Genomic DNA, 20,077 nt, shown 5'->3' on the forward strand with positions numbered 1-20,077 from the left:
AGTATCACATCCAGGGATGTCTACAGCCAGCGGAACCAGTCTCGCCAGGAACCTTCCCGCCGTTCGCGCCGGTCGTTGGCCTCTTCCTCCCGATAGTGGAGATAGGCGGCCTGGGCTTTTTCCTGGGCATGGTCAGCCACTTCCGGCACATCGCCAAAATTGGCCATGATGAAGCGGTAGCGCCGCCAGGCCGGGCCGTATTGCTTCATGTGCCAGAACACATCGGCAATATAGAGTTCGTGCTCGGCCATGATCTTGCGGCAGCGGGCCATCTTTTCGTCCGCATCCTTGGCATAGGGGGAATCGGGATAGGTTTCCTTCAGCCGGCTGAAGACATTGTAGGCTTCCTGCACTTCCGTGGTGGCGCGGTCGATGGAACGGAACTGTCCCAGCAGCGACATGCCGGTCTGATACAGCACGTAGGGAATGGCCTCATTGCGGGGATGCATGGACTCGAAGTCCTTGTAGGCTTCGGCGGCCAGCACGTATTCCTCGTCAAGATAGTAGGCATCGGCCAGTGCCAGCTCGGCTTCCAGCGTATAGGGGCTGAAGGGATAGGCATCCCGCAGCTTGGTATACATCTCCACAGCGCGCACGTAGTTCTTTTCGCTCATGGCTTCATTGCCGGACTCGAAAAGCTCCTGAGCGGTATCTTCCGGCGGCGGCAGATAAATCATGTCGATGATGCCGCAGCCGGAAAGGGTAACGAGCATGAAGGCCAGAGCCAGAGAGCGAAGAGAGGATTTAAGCATGGAGCTGTTCCAGGAAGACGAATGCCGCCTGCGCGGCAGTTGCGCCGTCACCAGCGGCGGTTATGACCTGACGGCAGAGCTTGGAGCGAACGTCCCCGGCGGCAAAGATGCCGGGAATGGACGTGCGCATTTCCGCATCCGTCACAATGAATCCTTGTGCGTCACGCTCCAGCGCGGCCGGCAGAAAAGCGGTTCCCGGTTCAAAGCCCACATAGATGAAGAGACCCTGAACGGCAATGCGGCGTTCTTCTCCGGTGGTCACATGACGCACGGTAATGCCTTCCAGCGCCTTTTCCCCGTGCAGCTGACTCACCACGCTGCTGCGTACCAGCTCCACCTTGTCGGGCATGGCCTCCAGCTTGTCCTGGTAAATCTTGGCCCCCCGGAAGGCATCGCGACGATGGATGACATAGACCTTGGCAGCCAGCTTGGCCAGATAGAGGGATTCTTCCAGGGCGGAATTTCCCCCGCCCACTACGGCCACGTCCTGCCCGCGGAAGAAGTTGCCATCGCACAGGGCACAGTAGGAAACCCCCCTGCCCTGCAGCAGGCTTTCACCCGGCAGGCCCAGCCGCCGATGATGGGCGCCGCTGCACACCACCACCACACGGCACTGGTGTACCTCGTCCTTGCCGGCTTTGACGGTAAAGGCTCCGGCCTCGCCGCTCACCTCCGTCACGGCGCTGGCGCTGCGCTCCACCGGCAGCCCCTCAAGGTGCGCCGTGAAGAGATCGGCCAGCTCGTAGCCCTTGATCCCCTTGGGAAAGCCGGGGTAGTTCTCCAGCTCGGCCGTCTGGAGAATCTGCCCACCGGAGGTCATCTGCTCGAACAGACGCACGGAACAGCCGGAACGGGCCAGATAGAGGGCGGCGGTGATGCCCGCCGGCCCGCTACCGATGACTGCGGCATCGAAGGTGCTCATGCCAGGGCCTTGGTGTCAAGAATATCCTTGATGGCATCCTTGCCCACGGCGCCGGTCACCTGTTCCACGGCTTCGCCGTTCTTGAACAGGATGAGCGTGGGAATGGCGCGAATGCCGAATTTGGTGGGCGTGGCCGGATTTTCGTCCACGTTCATCTTGACGATGCGCACACGGCCCGCATATTCCGCTGACAGTTCGTCAATGACAGGGGCAAGAGAGCGGCAGGGGCCGCACCAGGGCGCCCAGAAATCAAGCAAAACCGGCTGATCGGACTTCAAAACAAGGGTATCAAAGGTCGCGTCAGTAATCTGTTCAGCCATGTCTGACTCCTTCGTTCGTTGAGGTATGGGAAGAAAAATCGCGTACCCCGTCTGCAGCAGGGCACGCCAACAGCGCTATCAAGGTAGATTGCCCATCGGCAAGTGTCAAGACATCATGCCGCTACATGCGGCACCCCATCCCGGCGCATGTCGTCGGGAATGGGCCGCCCCCGGGGAATGGCCTCCAGCGAAAGGTCATGCCGCCAGCCCTCGCGCGCCAGCAGCCAGCCGGCATACGCCACCATGACGGCATTGTCCGTGCAGTAGGCCGGCGCAGGCATGATGGCCCGCCCTCCGTGACGGCGCATGACCTCCCTGGCGCGGGCACGCAAATGGCTGTTGGCCGCCACGCCCCCTGCCAGGATCAGGGTCTTGAGGTCCGGCTGCCGTTCCAGGGTGCGCTCCACCTTGATCATGAGCGTATCCACAATGGCCCGCGTGTAGGAGGCGCAGCAGTCGCACAGCACGCGCGAGGCTCCCTGCGCCGTCGTCACCGGGCGCGGCCAGCGGGCAGAGGGCGGCAGACTGTCCAGATAGGCGGATGCCGCTGTCTTGAGACCGCTGAAGCTGAAATCCAGCGTGGCATTGCGCACATAGGGGCGCGGAAACGGCACGGCCCGGTCATCTCCCGCGCAGGCCAGCGCATCCATGAGCCTGCCCGCGGGATAGGCCAGGCCCATGAGCTTGCCGGCCTTGTCAAAGGCTTCTCCCGCAGCATCATCCAGGGTCCGGCCCAGCGTCACAAAACGTGCAGGGCCTTCCATGCGGTACAGATGCGTATGCCCCCCCGACACCAGCAGGCCCAGCGCGGGAAAGGGCAGCGCCTCTTCCAGCCCTGCCGCCAGCAGATGGGCATGCAGATGGTTAATCCCCAGCAGACGCGCCCCCGTGCCCAGCACCAGCCCCTTGGCAAAGGCCACGCCTACCAGCAGGCTGCCCAGAAGTCCCGGCCCGCGCGACACGGCAACCACATCCAGGTCTGCCGGGCGGCAGCCGGTGCGCTGCATGAGCGTATCAAAGAGCACCCCCATGAAGCGGTAATGCTCCCGCGACGCCAGTTCGGGCACCACGCCGCCGAACAGCGCATGCACATCCACCTGACTGGCCAGCACGGCATCCAGCAGAACGCCATCCCGCACAAGGGCCAGAGCGGTTTCGTCACAGGAACTTTCGATGCCAAGGCAGAGCATGAAACTACCTAGCGGGGATAGCGGGCATAGATGGCTTCCACGGCCTCCACATCCCGCCGGGAGCCGATGAAGAGCGGCGTGCGAGCATGCAGCTTGTCCGGCTGCCGCTCCAGAATGCGCCCGTAGCCGTCGGAGGCCTTGCCGCCGGCCTGCTCCGCCAGAAAGGCCAGGGGGTTGGCCTCGCACATCAGCCGCAGCTTGCCCTGGGGCTTGTCCGCATCCGGCGGATACATGTAGATTCCGCCATAAATGAGCGTGCGGTGAAAATCCGCCACCAGGGAGCCGACATAGCGGGAAGAATAGTGCTTGCCATTGGCGGCTCGGGTCGTATGGAACCAGTCCACGGCTTCGCGCGAGGCATCGCTCCAGTTCTGGCGGTTCCCCTCGTTCACCGAATAGATGTAGCCCTGTTCGGGAATCTGCATATTGGGATGCGACAGCAGGAATTCTCCCACGCCGGGGTCCAGCGTAAAGCCGTGCACCCCCTGTCCGGTACTGAGCACCAGCATGGTGGACGGGCCGTACAGCATGTATCCGGCCGCCACCTGCCGGCAGCCCTGCTGCAGGACTTCTTCCAGGCGGACTTCGCCACTGCCCCCTTCGGGACGGTGAAAAATGGAAAAAATGGTTCCCACATTGACGTTGACGTCAATATTGGACGAGCCGTCCAGCGGGTCGAAGATGAGGATGTAGTCCCCCTGGGGAAATTCGGGACGGACGCGGATGAGGTCCGGTTCTTCCTCGCTGGACATGGCGCAGAGCGCGCCGCAGCGCTCCATGCGGTAGAGCAGAATGTGATTGGCAATGTCATCCAGCTTCTGGACGTTTTCCCCCTGGACATTGACCATGCCGGTTCCGCCCAGCACGTCCAGCAGGCCGGCCTTGTTGATGCGCATGGCAATGGACTTGCCGGAAAGGATGAGGTCATACAACAGGCCCGTGAACATGCCCGTGGCATGCGGGGACAGCTTCTGATGCAGCAGCAGGTGTTCGGTTACGGTAACTTCAGGCATGATGTCCTCCGTGGGTACGGGGCAGAAAGCCCTGCCTTGCCGCCGGGGCGGCAGCAAGACGACATGACGGATGCGGGAGTACGACGGGGCGAAACCGCCTTGTATCACAAGGGGTTTCGCCCCGTCCCGAGATGGTTCAGTACGCTAGCGGCGCGGTCCGAAGGGACTGGGGCGCCCGCCGGGCAGCAGCGCCGGACCGGATGATGCCGGCGTTTCCGCCGGAGCGGCCTCGTCAGTCTTCGGCGCGGACGCTGCGGGGGCCGCTGGCGGCGTTGTTGCAGGCGCTGCCGGTGCTGCCGACGGCGTTTCCGCCGGGCTTGCGGGGGCTGCCGGAGCCGCCGCTGGCGGGGTTGCCGGGGCCGGAGAGGTCGCGGCAGGGGCGGTTGCCGGCGTTGCCGGTGTCTCCGCTGCCGGTGTCGCCGTTTCCGCCGGCGTGCCTGCGGGCGCTGCGGACGGCGCAGGCGCTTCCGTCCGGCGCGGGCCGAAGGGACTGGGCATCTGCACCTGCGGCACGGGCTGCGGCGCGGGCGCATCCGGAATTTCCAGAGCCGAATCGGGGATGTGCATGCGACGGCTGGGGCGACGCACCTGCACGTTTTCGCCTTCAAGCTGGCGTTCCTTCACGCGGCCGGACTTCTGGGCCGGGGCACCCGCCGGCGGAGCCGTCAGCAGGGCACCCGGGCTGCCGGGCTGCACATCCGTGGGCTGCTGACCGGGAATGGTATCTCCGGCGCCACCCAGACCATCCAGCGTATCCTGCGATGCGCCAAAGACCGGCGTCACCTCGTGGGCATCGTCACGCTTCTTGCGTTCCGGCTGCGGCGGAGGCGGCAGCTTTTCCGTAATCTTGGGGAAGAAGCGGACCCCCTGGTTCACATCGCCATTGCCCTGGGGGAAGTCCCCCGATTCCACCACGGCGAAGACCAGGGGCAGATTGCCCAGATAGCGGACCTGATAGTAGAAACTGCCCCGTTCGTTGGTGCAGGTACCGGAAGAACTCTTGCGCACCACCTCTTCCCAGTCCACCGAGGACAGGGGCGTGGCGGCAAAGTCGTATTTGCCGGGCCAGAGCAGGGCCTGCGGCGAAAGGATAACCAGGTCTTCGGGGCTGCTGGAAAACTTGACCAGGTTACGCATGTCGAAATAGGCCACCACAATGCCCAGAAAATCCACGCCATCATACAACGGCGCGGCCAGCATGACCTCCGGCCCCAGATCGCTCTGCTGCACATAGCCGCGCAGGGCACGGCTGTTCTGCTTCTTGTCCTCATACAGCAGGGGGATGAAGTCCAGGTTCTTGAGACTGGGACCAGGTTCCTGCCCCAGCAGGGTGCCGTCGTACTTTACCCCTGCAAAGCCGTTTACCCACGGATAATCGGCAAAAAAACGGTCCATCCACTCGCGCGTGGGCGGCCTGTCGGCATTGAGCATGGTCCGCTCGAAGCGGCTCAGTTCCATGTCCACCCCCATCATGCAGGCAGACAGGGCCTGCCCGCGCGGGGAAAGAGTGCCCTTTTCGCTGTAGTCCACGGTGGCCGGCACGCTCACATAGGAGTACCACATATCCTTGGTGGACTTCCACACGTTCTTGGTAGGCTGGTACGAACTGCATGCCGACAGCAGCAGACTGCCGGCAAGAACAGTGCAGCACACGAGGGAACGTTTTTTCACGCTATCTTCTCCACAACTCAATTCTGTGCCCTGGCTTCCACGCGTTCTGCCAGGGCTTCAAGCACGGTAATGAGTTTTTCCTTGCCCGAAAGCTCTGCCGTACTGCCGGCAACACTTTCGTCCTGCCCGCTCTGCCCTTCCAGACGGGCCATGAGGGCATCCACACGCTGCTGAAGTTCGACACGTTCATGCACATTTACCGCAGCAGCCAGCAGTTCCGCATAAATGTCCAGGGCGCCCCGCAGGTCTCCCTGCTCGGCCAGCACATCGGCCATGGAACGGGTGCGCAGGGAGAAGACCTCATCCCCCTCCTCGTCCGACGGCTGTTCGTCAGCCTGCTCCCCGCTCGTCTCCGGCGCAGCCATGAACGGCAGTGACGACACCTCCGGCCGGAAGCCCTCGCCCTCGTCCCGGGCCTGCCCCGCGCGGCCATGGTCTGCCAGGGGCGCAGCAGCATCGGGCAGCGGCGCATCCTCCGTGGCCTCCGCGGCGGACAGGCCCAGCTCACGGGGCAGCGGCATATGCGCGGGCAGCACATCGTCATCCAGGCTGTCGTCCACCGCATCCATGACCGCGGCCAGCAGGCTGTGCGGCGCCGGCCCCCGGCTGTCGCCCGGGGCAGCGGCCTTCGGCGTGTCCGTATCGTGCGGCACAGGCGCAGGCGTTTCCGCCGGCGTGCTGACGGCCATGTCGGCAACATCGGCCACATCATCCAGCAGCGAGGACACTGCCGGAGAGGGCACAAACAGACCCTGCGGCGACGCATCATCGCACCGGACCGTGCCCGCTGCGGGGGACGCCGCCGCTGCGGACAGACGCTCCGCATGCTCGGCAGGCGTAGCCGTGGCGGCGTCAGGCTCATGGAGCACCGTATCCAGGCCCCGGTTCAGCAGGTCCTGAAGGGAAAGGGGACCATGCAGGAAATTGGCCGCCATGAGGCGCAGCGCCGTGGCAACTTCCGGCGGGCCGTCCGTGGCGGAAAGGCAGACCGCCCAGGCCTGCCAGAAATGGGCATAGGTGCTGAACAGCCGGCCCAGCTCGCTGACCTGCCGGGTGCAGGCCTCCTGGCGGCCCGTGCGGTACAGCAGTTCCACCAGCAGCAGGCGGGCTTCCAGATGTTCGGGGTGCCGCGCCAGACCGTGCTCCAGCACGGCAATGGCCTCATCCTCCTGCCCGATCTGGAGATGGAGCCGGGCCAGCGGCAGAAAGACCTTGGAATTGGGTTCCAGCTCCAGAACTTCCCTGTACCAGTCAATTTTTTCCGTTGTCATCGGCCGCCCCGCTGCCAGCGTCCCTGGAGGACGAAAAAAGATAGAGCAATTCGTTTTCCCGCACGTAGTGCAGGCGCTCGCGAACCACCTTTTCCACATACTGCTTGTCTGTTTGCAGCAGGCGGATTTCGCGGCTCAGGGCCAGATTTTCCTTGTCCACGCTGGCGATTTCCTGCTCCAGCGCCTGATAGGTACGCTTCAGGTCACGATAGGCCATGATCCCGCCCTCTCCCCAGAGCATGTGGAAGAAGAGCACCATGTTGATGGTCCACAGACCCACCAGAATGACAACGCGCGCGGCCATTTATTGCAGCACCCGCGGCGAAATCATGCGGCCGGACGGTCGCAGCTCGGAAAGAAAGGTGGCCGTGGCAGATTCCAGGCGTTCCACATCGGACTCCAGAAGATTCATGCGGTCAATCTGATCCAGAAGGACCCGCAGCGCCGAGAACTCCCTGGCAAAAAACGGCTCCAGCCCATGCGTGTGCATCTGCGGCTCAAGCTCGAGTATGGTCTGCACGCAGTTCTTCAGGCGCATCTGCAGATTGCTTGTACTGCTTCCCATAAAAGCCCATGCAGTAATTGATGCAGGAAAAAACGGACATGGCCATGGCGAGATAGAGCAGCCATTCGCCCACATGCCAGACCTCGTACCCGAAGTAGGGGTAGTGCAGCATCATGGGAATGATGGCGCAGATCTGCAGCACGGTCTTGGCCTTGCCGAACTTGTCGGCAGCCAGAACAATGCCCTCGTCAATGGCAATGGCCCGCAGACCGGTGACCACAAGCTCGCGGCAGATCATGATAATGACCAGCCAGGCCGGCGCCCAGTCCAGCTTGACAAACATGATGAGCACGGAACAGATGAGCACCTTGTCCGCCAGCGGATCAAGAAACTTGCCCATGCTGGTGACCATATTGTGACGACGCGCAATATAGCCGTCCGCCCAGTCCGTGGCCGAGGCAAAGGAAAAGGCAAGCATGGCCAGGACACAGAGGACAGGGCCTTCAAAATACAGAAGAATAATGACCAGCGGCGCCATGAGCATGCGCAGCAGGGTAATCTTATTGGCCAGGTTCATGTGTCTGCCTCGCGTGTCTGCTAGACGGGTTTCGGGCATCTCTATCACAAAACGTGCCGGGAGAAAAGGGAAAAACCGAAGGAGGGCGCGCGCGGCTGTCCGCCCCGTGGCAGGTGCCGGTGCACGGCTGCCGGCCCGCAATGTAAAAAAGCGCCCCGAAGGGCGCTTTTTTTTCACTCATGGCAAACGGGCCGGCCTATTCTGCCGGCGGCACGGCGGCCTTTCCCGCCTCCACAGCGGCAGCCACGGCATCGGCCACCTTCAGGAAGGCTTCCTTGGCCGCGCTTTCCTGATCCAGGAAAACCACGGGCACGCCCCTGTCGGCGGCCACCACGGTAACCGGGTCCAGCGGAATCTCGCCCAGGAAGACGGTATGGTAATGCTCGGCCAGCTTCTTGCCGCCGCCCTTCTTGAAGATGTCGATTTCGGTATGGCAGTGCGGGCACACAAGGCCACTCATATTTTCCACCACACCCAGCAGCTTGCCTTCGGCATGGTGCAGGAAGTTCACGGCCTTGCGCACGTCGGCCAGGGAAATTTCCTGCGGCGTGGTCACGGCCACGCACTGGGCATCAGGAATCAGCTTGAGCACGGTCATGTGTTCGTCGCCGGTTCCCGGAGGGGAGTCGATGAACAGGAAGTCAAGGTCTCCCCAGGCCACATCGGACAGGAACTGCCGGATGGCGGCCGTTTTCTTGGGGCCGCGCCAGAGAATGGCGGTATTGCGGTCCTGCAGCAGGGAATCCATGGAAATGACCGACAGATTGCCATTGTAGCGCGACGGAATGAGCAGGTCATTGACCACACTCACATCAGACGGCAAGCCCAGCAGGTTGGGCACGCTGGGGCCGTGAATGTCCACATCCATGATGCCGACCTTGAAACCGCGATGCGCCAGGGCCGCGGCCACATTGACGGTCACGGAACTCTTGCCTACGCCGCCCTTGCCGCTCATCACGAATATCTTGTTCTTGATGCGGCTCAGATTGTCGGCAATGAGCTTGTCCTGGGCGTCCATGGGATTTTCTGTGCAGCCCTCGCCCCCGGGATTGCCCTTGGACGAACAGGAGGCGGCAGAGGAACACGATGAACAGGAAGACATGATAGCTGTTGCTCCTTGCAAGATTGACACACGCCGGCTACCAGCCGTGGTCTCCCACGAGGTCCACGAAGATGGCCGGCCCGAGGTCCGTTTTTTCAATATGTTTTCCGTGTTTTTCCAGACGCAGCAGGCGCTGGTTACGGGGCTTTGTTCCTACAGGAATAAGCAGTATCCCGCCTTCGTCAAGCTGTGCCAGCAGGGGGCGCGGCACTTCCGGCCCGCCGGCCGTGACAATGATGCGGTCGTAGGGGGCGGCATCCGGCAGCCCGAGGGTCCCGTCGCCCAGCTGTCCGTGCACGCGGCGCAGGCCCAGGCTCCGGAAGAGCTGCCGGGTATGCAGATAGAGTTCGCGCAGGCGTTCGATGGTAAAGACCACACAGCCCAGTGCCGCCAACACGGCCGTCTGATAGCCGGAACCGGTACCGATTTCCAACACGCGGCAGCCGGGAAAGACCTGAAGCAGCTGGGTCATGTGGGCCACGGTGGAGGGCTGGGAGATGGTCTGCCCGTAGCCGATGGGCAGCGCCGTATCCTCATAGGCGCGGGCGCGCAGCGCCTCCTGCACAAAAAGATGGCGCGGCACGCTGCCCATGGCAGCCAGGACATTCTGATCCGTAATGCCCCCGGCAGCCAGCTGGCGCACCATGCGGGCACGCTGCCGGCGGGGGTCCACATGGACCGGCCTGGGGGCCGGCGGACGGGAATACGGACCTGAATACTGCATGACATGGAGAAAGAACAGATTTTTCCCCGCAAGTCAACGGAGGCCCCCGAAAACAACAGGGAAAAACCCCTGTCATTTTGCGCAGGGCCAGTGCGCAGCCGCCCCCGCCGCAGGAGCTTTCTTGAAAAAATCAAGAAAATATGCAAAGGCTGAACTCTTGAGACAAGGAGTTTCCCATGCGCAAAAAAAATTTCCTCTCCTCGGTGATAACCCTCATCTTCATCGGGGCACTGGCCGCTGCCGGATACATCTTCTTCAAGGACCTGGACGGCCCCACCATCACCATCCGCCCCGACACGGACCGGGTTTCTCCTGCCACGGTGCTCACCTTTACCTTGCAGGACCCCTCGGGCATCCGTTCCCTGTCTGTGGGTGTGCGCAAGAATAATGTGGTCAATCCGCTGTACAGCAAGCACTTTGACCAGTACCTGACCGAGCGGATCATCGAGGTGCCGCTCAAGAACGCCAATCTGCGCGACGGCGCCTTTGAGCTTGAAATCAAGGCCACGGATGCCTCCCTGGCCGGCTTCGGTCAGGGCAATACCCGCACGGAACTCCGCCCCATGCGCCTTGACGTGCAGCCGCCGCGCATTTCCGTCAAGACACTGCCGCCCTATGTGCGCCGCGGGGGCGCCAGCGTCATCAAGTATACCGTGGATGAGGAAGTGGTCACCAGCGGCGTGCTGGTGTCCGGCTATTTTGTGCCCGGCTATCAGCAGAAGGACGGAAGTTTCATCTGCTTCTTTCCCTATCCCTATACCATGACGGCGCCGCAGTACAAAAATGCCGTGGAAATCACGGCCACCGACATTGCCGGCAATACCACGCGCAACCGCCTTACCGTCATGGCGCTGGAGCGCAAGTTCAGAAGCGACAATATCACCATCAGCGACGACTTTCTCATGGCCGTGCAGAACAAGCTGGGCCACCTGGCCGGACAGGCCGGCTCTCCCCTGGACTGCTATCTGACCATCAACAATGACGTGCGCGCCGCCAATGTGGAGCAGTTGCGCACCCTCAGCAGCGATTCCGTCAGCGGGCAGCTGTGGAGCGGCTCCTTCCAGCGCCTGCCCCGCTCTGCCCCGCGGGCCGGCTTTGGCGATCATCGCTTCTTCAGTTATCAGGGCCGGCGCGTGGGCGAGTCCTACCATCTGGGATTTGACCTTGCCTCGGTGCGCAATGCCGATATTCCCGCCGCCAACAACGGGCGCGTCATCTTTGTGGGGGATATGGGCATCTACGGCAATCTCATCGTCATTGACCACGGCATGGGGGTCATGTCGCTGTACTCGCACTGCAGCGAAATTCTCACCACCAAGGGGGCCGTTGTCAAAAAGGGCGATGTCATCGGCAAGACCGGCAGCACGGGTCTGGCCTTTGGCGACCACCTGCACTTCGGCATGCTGGTGGGCGGCGTGGAAGTGACCCCCCTGGAATGGCTTGATTCCAAGTGGGTACGCGACAATATCGTGGACCGGCTGAACAACGCGCAATAGGCGCCCAGCAACGCCAAACGCCCCGGAGTTTCTGACTCCGGGGCGTTTTTTCATACTGACAGAGGCTTCGCCGCCCCGCTCTTGGTGTTGCTTCTATTGCTTCCCGAATGCGCGGGAGCGCGGACCTCAGGCCAGGCTGATCACATCGCCACGGCATGTGCGCAGGAACTGCCGCGGCGCATCATGGGACGAAAACTGCATGGGTGTGAGCACACTGGCATAGCTGCCCGCATGGGTCAGCACCACCATGTCGCCGGGTTCCAGACGCGGCAGGCGAATGTCGCGGGCAATGACATCGCTGGCTGTGCAGAGATTGCCCACCAGGGTCACCATTTCCAGACCGCTCTTGCGCGTGGTGTCCCACGGGATGACGTGAATGGCGCAGGCATCGCGCGCGGTGAACAGCGGCTCGTACGGGGATGTTTCGTGATCCCCTGCAAAGGTTGTGACCAGCTGGGCCAGACAGGGACGCAGAAAGCCGTTGAGCGTCTTGTCAAGAATCACGAAGGTTCTGCCGTGGGACATCTTCTTGTCCATGACGCGGGTAACGTACACCCCGCTGCGGCAGATGGCAAAGCGCCCTGTCTCCAGAAAGACGCGGCTGGCTCCCAGGCTGGACGCAAAGCGCTGGCGCAGTTCACGCAGGGCCTCGCCCAGCCTGGCCGTATCCAGGGGCTGATCTTCAATGGCATAGGGCACCCCCAGACCGGACCCCAGATTGATGAAGCGCAGCGGCTCGCCCAGGCTCTCGCGCACGGCAGCGGCCAGCTCAAATATCCGCTCATGGTAACGGCGCAGCACCGCAACATTCAGTTCCTGGCTGCGCAGATGAACATGAATGCCCGTCAGGCGCAGGTGCTCGCATTCCCGTATCCAGGGCAGGGCCTCGAAAAACTGGGCACTGTCCACACCGAATTTGGAGGGCAGCCCCGTGTCCCCGCCCAGCGAGAAGTCAGGATTGAGGCGTATGCCGATGGGCGCAATGGTGCGCTTGGCGGCAGCCAGATGCTCCAGGCGGCGTACCTCTCCCAGACTGTCGGCAATGAGGGTGGCGACATCCAGCGTGGCTTCCATATCCGCATCACTCTTGCCCGGTGCGGAATAGTGGATGTTTTCACGCGTGCAGCCCTGCTCATGGGCCAGCAGGGCTTCGGTCCGGCTGGCGGCATCTGCCCCGAAGCCGTGGGCAAAGATGCGCCGCGCCAGCACGGGATCAGGGTTGGCCTTCAGGGAATACAGCAGCGAGCAGCCGCTGAAATCCCGCAGCAGCCTTCCTAGGGCCTCGTTCAGGATCCGCTCGTCATACAGATAAAAGCTGTCATGATCGGCAGCCAGCTGGCGAATGGTTGCGCTATCGAACATGATGAACTCCTTTCGGGCATCCTAGAGCCAGACGGCGCGGCTGTAAAAAGATTTTTTTTGGGGGGAAATGCCCATCCCCTTGACTCTGCCCGCCACAAACCTATGTACTCCATACTACAGGCAGCGGATACTGCGAACATACGGCCCATGTGCCACGGATACGGCCCCTGCCGGGAGGCGTTTAGGACATGCGCCTGGTTTCCGCAGCTGCCCTGCCGGACTATCCCCCCCATTTCAACAGACGAGGTTTCCATGTCCCTTTTTGATATTCTCAAGAATAGCAATCTTTCCTCTGTGCTGGGTTCCCTGACGGACAAGGCGCAAAGTGGTGCCGCAACCCTGCAAAAGACCACGCCCGGTGGCGTGGGCGGCCTGCTGGGCGCCGGTGCTGTGGGCGCCTTGCTCGGTTCTGTCCTTTCCAAGGATATGTTGCAGAATGCCGCCCTGGTGGGTGCGGGCGCCGTGGCCTGGAATTTCTACAAGAAATGGTCGGAAAACAGGAACGGCAATGTCGCTGCGCAGGAAATGCCGGCCGCCCCGCAGCAGCCGGCAGCAGTGCCTGCCCCTGCGGCGGCCGTTGACCCCACGGCCATGCTGCTGCTGCGGGCCATGATCTATGCCGCACGCGCCGACGGCCATGTGGATGCTACGGAGCAGGAGCGCATCGGCACCCTGCTGCAACAGATGTTCCCGGGACAGGATGCGGGCCAGCTCACCCAGTCCGTCATGCATGAGCCGCTGGACCCCTTTACCCTGGCCCGTCAGGTACGCTCTCCGGAACAGGGCGAGGACCTCTACCGCCTCTCCTGCCTGATCATTGATATTGATCACTTCATGGAGCGCAGCTATCTGGATGGCCTGGCACAGGGCCTGAATATCGGCACGGAACGCAAGGCCGCCCTAGAACAGGAAGCCGTGCAGGCCCGGCATCAGCTTGCTGCGGGGGCCTAGCACGCCCCTTTCCGGTCCTCTTTTCTCGCAGGCCGCCCCGTGGGGCGGCCTTTTTGTTTTGCCCATACCGGCGCCACAGAAAAAAGACAATACATTTCAGTATATTACCAGCAATAAGCATTTATTTGCTCATTTTTGTAAATTTTCGTTGACAAGAGACCCCTGTTTGCGTAGTTTCCTTTTTGCGCGTTGGGCTGTCGTTCAATTGGCAGGACGGCGGATTCTGGCTCCGTTAATCAAGGTTCGAGTCCTTGCAGCCCAGCCACCACAACTTCATAGCGCGTCCCCATCGTCTAGCCGGCCCAGGACAACGGCCTTTCACGCCGTCGACAGGGGTTCAAATCCCCTTGGGGACGCCAAATTTAGGTACAAAGAAGAATGCCAAAGTCCAAAAGACCTTGGCATTCTTTGTTTTTTCATTCCAATACGGTTTCCCGAAGTCCAGCCTCGTCCGCTTGCATCCATGAAATTTGTGGGTATATCCGTAGGTAGGAATGTGGTACGACATTTCCGATACCTACACGGATAACCTGACGGAATCAAACATATTTTTGTCCATGTGGGTATCTCTCCGTCCAACGACAACCAGGGAGTGCCCATGCCTCTTACCGATACCCACATCCGCAGTCTGAAACCCGATTCAAAGCCCCGCAAATATTTCGACGGCGGCGGCCTGTTCCTCTATGTGCCCACCAGCGGCAGCAAGCTCTGGCGGATGGCTTACCGCTTTGACGGCAAGAGCAAACTGCTCAGTTTCGGGGAATACCCCAGCGTCTCGCTCAGGGACGCCAGAGAACGACGCGAGGATGCCCGGCGTCTGCTGGCCAAAGGCGTTGATCCTTCCGAGCAGAAACGGGAAGAAAAGAAGGCCAGAATCTCAGCCGAACGCGAGAGCTTCCAGAATATCGCCAGAGAATGGCATGAAACCCGCATGGCGGAGTTTTCTGAAAAGCATCAGGGAACCGTCATGTACCGGCTGAAAACCTACATCTTTCCACGTATTGGCAAAACGCACATCGCCAAACTGGAAACACGGGATATCATGGAGGTGGTCAAGCCTCTGGAGCAGCGGGGAAACTATGAGACTTCCCGGAGAGTGCTGCAGATCATCAATCAGGTATTCCGCTATGCGGTCATCACGGGCCGGGCAAAGCACAATATCGCAGCCGATCTCCGGGGAGCCTTGAGGCCGAGAAAAACGGTCCATCGCGCGGCGGTGCTGGAACCGGAAAAAGTCGGCCAGCTTTTGCGGGATATCGACGCCTACGAAGGCTATTTTCCTCTGGTCTGTGCCTTGAAGCTGGCTCCGTTGGTTTTCACCCGTCCCACGGAACTGCGGGCTGCCCAATGGAAGGAATTCGACCTTGAGTCCGGGGAATGGCGCATCCCTGCGGAACGCATGAAAATGCGCCGTCAGCATCTTGTGCCCCTGTCCCGGCAGGCAATGTTCATTCTTCGGGAACTTCAAAAATACTCCGGGGAGGGAAAATTCCTTTTTCCCTCCATCCGCACGGAGGTACGGCCCATTTCCGATGCGACCATGCTTAATGCGCTTCGGCGCATGGGCTACCAGAAGCACGAAATGAGCGTGCATGGTTTTCGCTCCATCGCATCCACACTGCTCAACGAACTCGGCTACAACCGGGACTGGATTGAGAGGCAGCTTGCCCACGGGGAGCAGGACGAAGTGCGTGCGGCATACAATTATGCGGAATATCTGCCTGAGCGCCGAAAGATGATGCAGGATTGGGCGGACTATCTGGACGGATTACGCAACACACAGCAGAAAAGAAATAAGGAGGGAGTATGCAAAAGGACACCATGACAGACCGTGATGTTTGTATCTCCATCGGGAAAATAGAAGACGAGACGCAGGTGACGAGCAATGACACCGGCTGGAGTGAAGAAGACAAGGAGCGTATGAGACAATACGGCTATGACGACATGGACATGATCCGGGCGTGGTATAGCTGAAACAGGTTTTACAGGAAAACAGCGGCACGGAAGGTACATGACTATCCCTGCCGCTGTTTTTTATTGTCCATTTTTGGGCGACAGGGTATCCTTTCCTCCATGACAGACCGACAGAACTTGACCATAGGCAGAGTGCGGCAGGCGTATGGCCTGACCGCCAGAGAAGGCGAAATGCTTGTTCAGGCACTCTGGCCTGACGCCGCTCAGCCTCTGGGGCTATGGCACACGACCTATGAAAATTGCTGGCAGGCATTTGTTGCGGGCAGTCATGTCGCATATGGAACGCAGATGCCGGAATTTCCTTCAGTGCCAGACCCGGATGCGGGCATTCAGACATATTTGCTTGGCTTTGATGTGATGGAATTTTTCAGAACGATATCGACAGTTGTTCCTCTTAACTCCCTGCGATATGGACTGGATGTTATTCTTGAGGAATCCTTTGAAGATACGGCGTCTGTCTTTCCCAAGGAACGAGAATTTCTGTTCAACAGTCTGGAGAGGCTGAAAACAGAAGATATCTTCGAGCAGTATTCACCGGACTCGCCTCTCTTTGAGAAGCCGATATTCTCCATTCCCGCCTCAAGTTATCACTTCATTGCGCATATCTTTGTCGATAGCATAATGGTGGATAGGGACGTTGCTATCAGATATCTCCGTTATTACCCTTTACGCCGGGAAGCGAAGGGCATCACTCGCGCTCTTGTGGAAGCCGTTTTACGGACAGCTCCGCCGGAATCCTCCGTTGCCGACAAAGCGGTGGCAGTTCCCCTGTGTGAAAGGGCACCGCATGATGGCAAACTCGTTTTTCATATTCCCAGGGCCTTTTGGGAAGGAAGGCCGGATGCCGCCGTCCGTGACGCCATGAAAGAAAAGTATCCTCTTGCGGTCATCGCTTATGTTCTCCTGTACTGGTGTGGTCCTCAAAAATCCGAGACCAGTCACAGAACCCCGCAGGGCAGAAAGACGCATGTGGGGCGCTTGCTTGCGGGCAAAGAGTACAGGGACGACAAATCCTATCGCAATTTGATGGATATGCTCCTCAAGGAAGCAGATGCATACTCCATAGTCAAGGAATGATCAGCTTGCCATTTTCCCGTATTTTTTAGATTTTCCCGTCATTTTCCCGTCCGATTCCCTCACGGGAATCTTCGGACGTGTGCCAGAGTCTCCTGAAATCCAACCAGATTCAGGAGATTTTTTTATGAAACAGCATCAACCGTCCATCCCCGCTCACGGCCTTTTGCGTCTTCCTCAGGTTCTCAACATGATTCCCATAAGCAAGAGCGCATGGTGGGAAGGGTGTCGCACCGGACGTTATCCCAAACCCGTGAAGCTCGGTCCCAGAACAACAGTCTGGCGGGCGGAGGACATTGCCGTATTTATCGAAAGCCTTGGCCGTCAGGGAGAGAATCATGAATAATCCCCTGCAAACCTTTCGGGACATCCTGACCGACAAGGGATTGATTCCGGCCGAAATCATGGCGGACGGGAACTTGCATCGTTGTCCTACCCAGACCAAACCGCACAAACAAAACGGTGCATATATCGCGCATGTCGATACCCCTGCGACGCTTTGGTGGTGCAACTGGGAAAACGGAGAACAGGGCACGTTTTGCGCCGAAGCAAAACAGACACTTTCAAGTGCGGAAATATCCGCATGGCGGGAGCGTCAACACTCCATACAGCGGCAACGCGAAGCGGAATATACCGAACGCCATGCTGAAGCGGCTCAACTGGCCAGACAGGAATGGAACTCTGCGCGTAGGTGCGATGCCAACCATCCTTATCTGTGCAGCAAGGGCATTACAGCTTTGGAAGGCATACGGCAGGCACGAGACGGTTCCCTGCTTGTTCCTGTTATGGATGCCGCACACAATCTGCAAAGTCTGCAACGCATCTATCCCGATGGAACAAAACGTTTTCTTGTGGGCGGCAAGGTATCTGGAGGACAATTCATCATTCAGGGGCAGCCGGAAAAGCCTGTTGCCGTTTGTGAGGGGTTTGCTACGGGCACAAGTATCCATCTTGCCACAGGCTGGACGGTTTATGTGGCCTTTTCCGCAAACAATCTCGCGAGAGTGGCCAAGACGGTGAAAGAACGATTGCTGGACAAGACAATCATCATTTGCGGCGACAATGACGAAGCAGGACTCAGGAAGGGGGAAGAGGCAGCCGGACTTGCAAACGCTCAACTTCTGTTTCCCCACTTCACCGACGCCAACGGTACGGATTTTAATGACCTTCACCAGATAGAAGGCATTGAGGCCGTCCGTTCGCAACTGGAAACGGCGCTGATCAAACAGCAAGGTCTTATCGCTCTGGACATGGGCGAATTTCTTTCCATGTCCATACCTGAACGGGGGTATCTTTTATCGCCCATTCTTCCGGTACAGGGCATAGGCATCCTGTACGCTCCGCGCGGTATAGGCAAGACATTCGCCGCGTTGAGCATCGCCGTTGCGGTGGCTTCCGGCGGAGCCGTGTTCAACTGGCGTGCGCCGATGCCCAAGCGAACGCTGTATGTGGATGGGGAAATGCCCGCCACGTCTATGCAGAACCGTCTTTCCGCTCTTGTCAACGGCATGTCCGTCCCCCCGCATACATTGAAAAATATGGCGCTCATCACACCGGATCTACAACCCTGCCCCATGCCGGATTTGTCCACAACCAGCGGACAGACCATGATTGAGCCGTTTCTGAAAGACGTGAACATGGTTGTGCTGGACAACATTGCAACCTTATGCCGCACCGGCAAGGAAAACGAGTCTCAGTCATGGCAGACCATGCAGGCGTGGCTGCTGGAATTACGCCGCAGAGGGATGACCGTCCTGCTTATCCATCATGCCGGAAAATCCGGCGACCAGCGCGGCACCAGTGCCAGAGAAGACATCATGGATACGGTGATCAGTCTGCGCAGGCCCAGGGAATACAGCATGGCCGAAGGCGCACGTTTTGAAGTTCACCTGACCAAGGCGCGGGGCATATTGGGCGATGATGCCAAACCCTTTGAGGCCAACCTGATTACCGAAGGCAATGCCCTGCATTGGCGGGTTCGGGACATTGAAGATGTTGAACTGGAGGAATTGAAAAGGCTGCTTGGCGAGGGTTACAGCATTCGTGACTGCGCCGAGGAAATGGGAAAATCGAAATCATCTGTCCACAGACTGAAAAGAAAACTGGAAGGTCTCGCTTGACCATTTTTCAGGTGTCCCGCTGTACCGCTGCCTAAGCGCCGGTACAGCGGGACACCTGCAATATTCATCGTATCCGTTATCCTATGAAGTCCAGCCAAATCCGAACATGTTTTCAACTTTTGTACCGCGTAAACTGAAAAAGTGTCCCGCATTCCTGCCACAGAAAGAACGGGACATCCATTGATACAAGGAAGTATTGCCATGTCCTATCTCGTACTCCATATGGACAAATTCAAGAAAGAGGCCATACGCGGCATCCAGAGCCACAACCGGCGGGAACGGGAGAGCCACAGCAACCCCGATATTGACTACGACAGAAGGGCGGCGAACTACGAGCTGCACGAAGCCGCCTCATCAAACTATGTCGAAACCATTCAGAACCGCATTGACGAGCTTCTGCTGGTCAAGGCCGTGAGAAAGGACGCCGTGCGCATGTGCGGGCTTATCGTCACCTCGGACAAGACGTTTTTTGATGGCCTCACGCCGGAGGAAACAAGGCGTTTCTTTGAGGAGAGCAAGGCCTTTCTCACGGAGTTTGTGGGCGCGGAGAATGTCATTTCCGCTATGGTCCACATGGATGAAAAGACGCCGCACATGCACTTCCTTCATGTACCGGTGACGCCGGAAGGGAGGCTCAACGCCAACAAAATTTATACCCGCCAGAGTCTGCGGAAACTGCAATCCGAGCTTCCCGCCTATCTGCAAAGCCGGGGCTTCGCCATTGAGCGCGGCGTGGAACAGATGCCTGGTTCCGTGAAAAAGCATCTGGCTACCCGCGAGTTCAAGCAGCAACAGGAAGCATTGGAGAAACTGATTCAGGAATCCGAAGAGACCGCACGGAATTCCCGGCAGCTTATCAACGCATTGGAACAGCGTGAAGAAGAGTTGAGAAAGAGCATTGAAGAGTATGAGCGGCAGTCCGAGGAGGCGGAAAAAGTTCTTCGTGAAGATTCCTCTCTGCCGAAAGCCTCTCTTTTCAATTATCCGTCCGTGCTGAAAAAAGCCTCTTCCCTCATTGAAGAACTGAAAAAGGCGCTTGCCGTCAAACACCTT

General features: G+C 59.5%; 21 protein-coding genes and 2 tRNA genes. 10 read left to right on the forward strand and 13 right to left on the reverse strand.

Annotated features, from left to right (window positions below; translation table 11 throughout):
- Positions 1 to 20: 20 nt before the first annotated feature.
- The 12 genes from Q0J57_RS09230 to Q0J57_RS09285 form a co-directional block, all read right to left on the reverse strand.
- Positions 21 to 752, reverse strand: a complete 732-nt coding sequence (locus Q0J57_RS09230; protein ID WP_297219525.1) for an outer membrane protein assembly factor BamD — start codon at positions 750 to 752, stop codon at positions 21 to 23.
- Positions 745 to 1,674: a thioredoxin-disulfide reductase gene (gene trxB / locus Q0J57_RS09235; RefSeq protein ID WP_297219527.1), complete on the reverse strand. Its 930-nt coding sequence runs from the start codon at positions 1,672 to 1,674 to the stop codon at positions 745 to 747. The genes Q0J57_RS09230 and trxB overlap by 8 nt, the downstream gene beginning before the upstream one ends.
- Positions 1,671 to 1,994, reverse strand: coding sequence for a thioredoxin (gene trxA / locus Q0J57_RS09240; RefSeq protein ID WP_297219529.1), 324 nt, complete (start codon positions 1,992 to 1,994; stop codon positions 1,671 to 1,673). The genes trxB and trxA overlap by 4 nt, the downstream gene beginning before the upstream one ends.
- A gap of 113 nt (positions 1,995 to 2,107) precedes the next feature.
- Positions 2,108 to 3,184, reverse strand: a complete 1,077-nt coding sequence (gene tsaD, locus Q0J57_RS09245) for a tRNA (adenosine(37)-N6)-threonylcarbamoyltransferase complex transferase subunit TsaD (protein ID WP_297219531.1) — start codon at positions 3,182 to 3,184, stop codon at positions 2,108 to 2,110.
- 8 nt (positions 3,185 to 3,192) lie between these two features.
- Positions 3,193 to 4,197, reverse strand: coding sequence for a class 1 fructose-bisphosphatase (gene fbp / locus Q0J57_RS09250; protein ID WP_297219533.1), 1,005 nt, complete (start codon positions 4,195 to 4,197; stop codon positions 3,193 to 3,195).
- A 144-nt stretch (positions 4,198 to 4,341) separates the two neighbouring features.
- Entirely contained in the window at positions 4,342 to 5,868 is a 1,527-nt protein-coding gene (locus tag Q0J57_RS09255) for a hypothetical protein (RefSeq protein WP_297219535.1), read from the reverse strand.
- Positions 5,869 to 5,885: 17 nt separating this feature from the next.
- Positions 5,886 to 7,139 (reverse strand): tetratricopeptide repeat protein, encoded by a 1,254-nt coding sequence (locus Q0J57_RS09260; RefSeq protein ID WP_297219537.1) that lies wholly within the window; start codon positions 7,137 to 7,139, stop codon positions 5,886 to 5,888.
- Entirely contained in the window at positions 7,120 to 7,443 is a 324-nt protein-coding gene (locus Q0J57_RS09265) for a septum formation initiator family protein (RefSeq protein ID WP_297219539.1), read from the reverse strand. The genes Q0J57_RS09260 and Q0J57_RS09265 overlap by 20 nt, the downstream gene beginning before the upstream one ends.
- Positions 7,444 to 7,659: a hypothetical protein gene (locus Q0J57_RS09270; RefSeq protein WP_297219541.1), complete on the reverse strand. Its 216-nt coding sequence runs from the start codon at positions 7,657 to 7,659 to the stop codon at positions 7,444 to 7,446.
- Positions 7,637 to 8,221, reverse strand: coding sequence for a CDP-diacylglycerol--glycerol-3-phosphate 3-phosphatidyltransferase (pgsA, locus tag Q0J57_RS09275; RefSeq protein ID WP_297219543.1), 585 nt, complete (start codon positions 8,219 to 8,221; stop codon positions 7,637 to 7,639). The genes Q0J57_RS09270 and pgsA overlap by 23 nt, the downstream gene beginning before the upstream one ends.
- 196 nt (positions 8,222 to 8,417) lie before the next feature.
- On the reverse strand, positions 8,418 to 9,323 hold the full coding sequence (locus Q0J57_RS09280) for an Mrp/NBP35 family ATP-binding protein (protein WP_297219545.1): 906 nt from the start codon (positions 9,321 to 9,323) through the stop codon (positions 8,418 to 8,420).
- 37 nt (positions 9,324 to 9,360) lie between these two features.
- Positions 9,361 to 10,047, reverse strand: coding sequence for a protein-L-isoaspartate(D-aspartate) O-methyltransferase (locus Q0J57_RS09285; RefSeq protein WP_297219547.1), 687 nt, complete (start codon positions 10,045 to 10,047; stop codon positions 9,361 to 9,363).
- Positions 10,048 to 10,223: 176 nt separating this feature from the next.
- Here Q0J57_RS09285 and Q0J57_RS09290 point away from each other — a divergent pair, with 176 nt between their 5' ends.
- Positions 10,224 to 11,543, forward strand: a complete 1,320-nt coding sequence (locus Q0J57_RS09290; RefSeq protein WP_297219549.1) for a M23 family metallopeptidase — start codon at positions 10,224 to 10,226, stop codon at positions 11,541 to 11,543.
- Between the two features lie 126 nt (positions 11,544 to 11,669).
- Here the strand turns inward: Q0J57_RS09290 and Q0J57_RS09295 are convergent, their stop codons facing one another.
- A complete protein-coding gene (locus Q0J57_RS09295; RefSeq protein ID WP_297219551.1) occupies positions 11,670 to 12,905 on the reverse strand; it encodes an alanine racemase in 1,236 nt (411 codons plus the stop codon).
- 252 nt (positions 12,906 to 13,157) lie between these two features.
- Here Q0J57_RS09295 and Q0J57_RS09300 point away from each other — a divergent pair, with 252 nt between their 5' ends.
- The 9 genes from Q0J57_RS09300 to mobV all read left to right on the forward strand — a co-directional run.
- Entirely contained in the window at positions 13,158 to 13,856 is a 699-nt protein-coding gene (locus Q0J57_RS09300) for a DUF533 domain-containing protein (RefSeq protein WP_297219553.1), read from the forward strand.
- Between the two features lie 190 nt (positions 13,857 to 14,046).
- Positions 14,047 to 14,121: transfer RNA gene (locus tag Q0J57_RS09305), tRNA-Gln, on the forward strand.
- A gap of 17 nt (positions 14,122 to 14,138) precedes the next feature.
- A tRNA-Glu gene (locus tag Q0J57_RS09310) sits at positions 14,139 to 14,215 on the forward strand.
- Positions 14,216 to 14,454: 239 nt separating this feature from the next.
- On the forward strand, positions 14,455 to 15,681 hold the full coding sequence (locus Q0J57_RS09315) for an integrase arm-type DNA-binding domain-containing protein (protein ID WP_154508201.1): 1,227 nt from the start codon (positions 14,455 to 14,457) through the stop codon (positions 15,679 to 15,681).
- Positions 15,663 to 15,830, forward strand: a complete 168-nt coding sequence (locus tag Q0J57_RS09320) for a hypothetical protein (protein ID WP_195840911.1) — start codon at positions 15,663 to 15,665, stop codon at positions 15,828 to 15,830. Before Q0J57_RS09315 ends, Q0J57_RS09320 begins: the two co-directional genes overlap by 19 nt.
- A 171-nt stretch (positions 15,831 to 16,001) precedes the next feature.
- Entirely contained in the window at positions 16,002 to 16,907 is a 906-nt protein-coding gene (locus tag Q0J57_RS09325; RefSeq protein ID WP_297219560.1) for a hypothetical protein, read from the forward strand.
- 124 nt (positions 16,908 to 17,031) lie between these two features.
- The gene (locus tag Q0J57_RS09330) at positions 17,032 to 17,250 is read left to right on the forward strand and encodes an AlpA family phage regulatory protein (protein WP_072337233.1); all 219 of its coding nucleotides are present in this window, start codon (positions 17,032 to 17,034) and stop codon (positions 17,248 to 17,250) included.
- The gene (locus Q0J57_RS09335) at positions 17,243 to 19,024 is read left to right on the forward strand and encodes an AAA family ATPase (protein ID WP_297219562.1); all 1,782 of its coding nucleotides are present in this window, start codon (positions 17,243 to 17,245) and stop codon (positions 19,022 to 19,024) included. Before Q0J57_RS09330 ends, Q0J57_RS09335 begins: the two co-directional genes overlap by 8 nt.
- Before the next feature lie 201 nt (positions 19,025 to 19,225).
- Positions 19,226 to 20,077: MobV family relaxase (mobV, locus tag Q0J57_RS09340; protein WP_297219564.1), on the forward strand; the 852-nt coding region annotated here is incomplete at its 3' end.

Origin of the sequence: uncultured Desulfovibrio sp. (genome assembly GCF_944324505.1) — a bacterium.
Classification (GTDB): domain Bacteria; phylum Desulfobacterota; class Desulfovibrionia; order Desulfovibrionales; family Desulfovibrionaceae; genus Desulfovibrio.

Coding starts and splice junctions, on each gene's coding strand:
- Q0J57_RS09230 (WP_297219525.1), bottom strand. CDS start 752: ATGCTTAAATCCTCTCTTCGCTCTCTGGCTCTGGCCTTCATGCTCGTT.
- trxB (WP_297219527.1), bottom strand. CDS start 1,674: ATGAGCACCTTCGATGCCGCAGTCATCGGTAGCGGGCCGGCGGGCATC.
- trxA (WP_297219529.1), bottom strand. CDS start 1,994: ATGGCTGAACAGATTACTGACGCGACCTTTGATACCCTTGTTTTGAAG.
- tsaD (WP_297219531.1), bottom strand. CDS start 3,184: ATGCTCTGCCTTGGCATCGAAAGTTCCTGTGACGAAACCGCTCTGGCC.
- fbp (WP_297219533.1), bottom strand. CDS start 4,197: ATGCCTGAAGTTACCGTAACCGAACACCTGCTGCTGCATCAGAAGCTG.
- Q0J57_RS09260 (WP_297219537.1), bottom strand. CDS start 7,139: ATGACAACGGAAAAAATTGACTGGTACAGGGAAGTTCTGGAGCTGGAA.
- Q0J57_RS09265 (WP_297219539.1), bottom strand. CDS start 7,443: ATGGCCGCGCGCGTTGTCATTCTGGTGGGTCTGTGGACCATCAACATG.
- pgsA (WP_297219543.1), bottom strand. CDS start 8,221: ATGAACCTGGCCAATAAGATTACCCTGCTGCGCATGCTCATGGCGCCG.
- Q0J57_RS09280 (WP_297219545.1), bottom strand. CDS start 9,323: ATGTCTTCCTGTTCATCGTGTTCCTCTGCCGCCTCCTGTTCGTCCAAG.
- Q0J57_RS09285 (WP_297219547.1), bottom strand. CDS start 10,047: ATGCAGTATTCAGGTCCGTATTCCCGTCCGCCGGCCCCCAGGCCGGTC.
- Q0J57_RS09290 (WP_297219549.1), top strand. CDS start 10,224: ATGCGCAAAAAAAATTTCCTCTCCTCGGTGATAACCCTCATCTTCATC.
- Q0J57_RS09295 (WP_297219551.1), bottom strand. CDS start 12,905: ATGTTCGATAGCGCAACCATTCGCCAGCTGGCTGCCGATCATGACAGC.
- Q0J57_RS09300 (WP_297219553.1), top strand. CDS start 13,158: ATGTCCCTTTTTGATATTCTCAAGAATAGCAATCTTTCCTCTGTGCTG.
- Q0J57_RS09315 (WP_154508201.1), top strand. CDS start 14,455: ATGCCTCTTACCGATACCCACATCCGCAGTCTGAAACCCGATTCAAAG.
- Q0J57_RS09320 (WP_195840911.1), top strand. CDS start 15,663: ATGCAAAAGGACACCATGACAGACCGTGATGTTTGTATCTCCATCGGG.
- Q0J57_RS09325 (WP_297219560.1), top strand. CDS start 16,002: ATGCTTGTTCAGGCACTCTGGCCTGACGCCGCTCAGCCTCTGGGGCTA.
- Q0J57_RS09330 (WP_072337233.1), top strand. CDS start 17,032: ATGAAACAGCATCAACCGTCCATCCCCGCTCACGGCCTTTTGCGTCTT.
- Q0J57_RS09335 (WP_297219562.1), top strand. CDS start 17,243: ATGAATAATCCCCTGCAAACCTTTCGGGACATCCTGACCGACAAGGGA.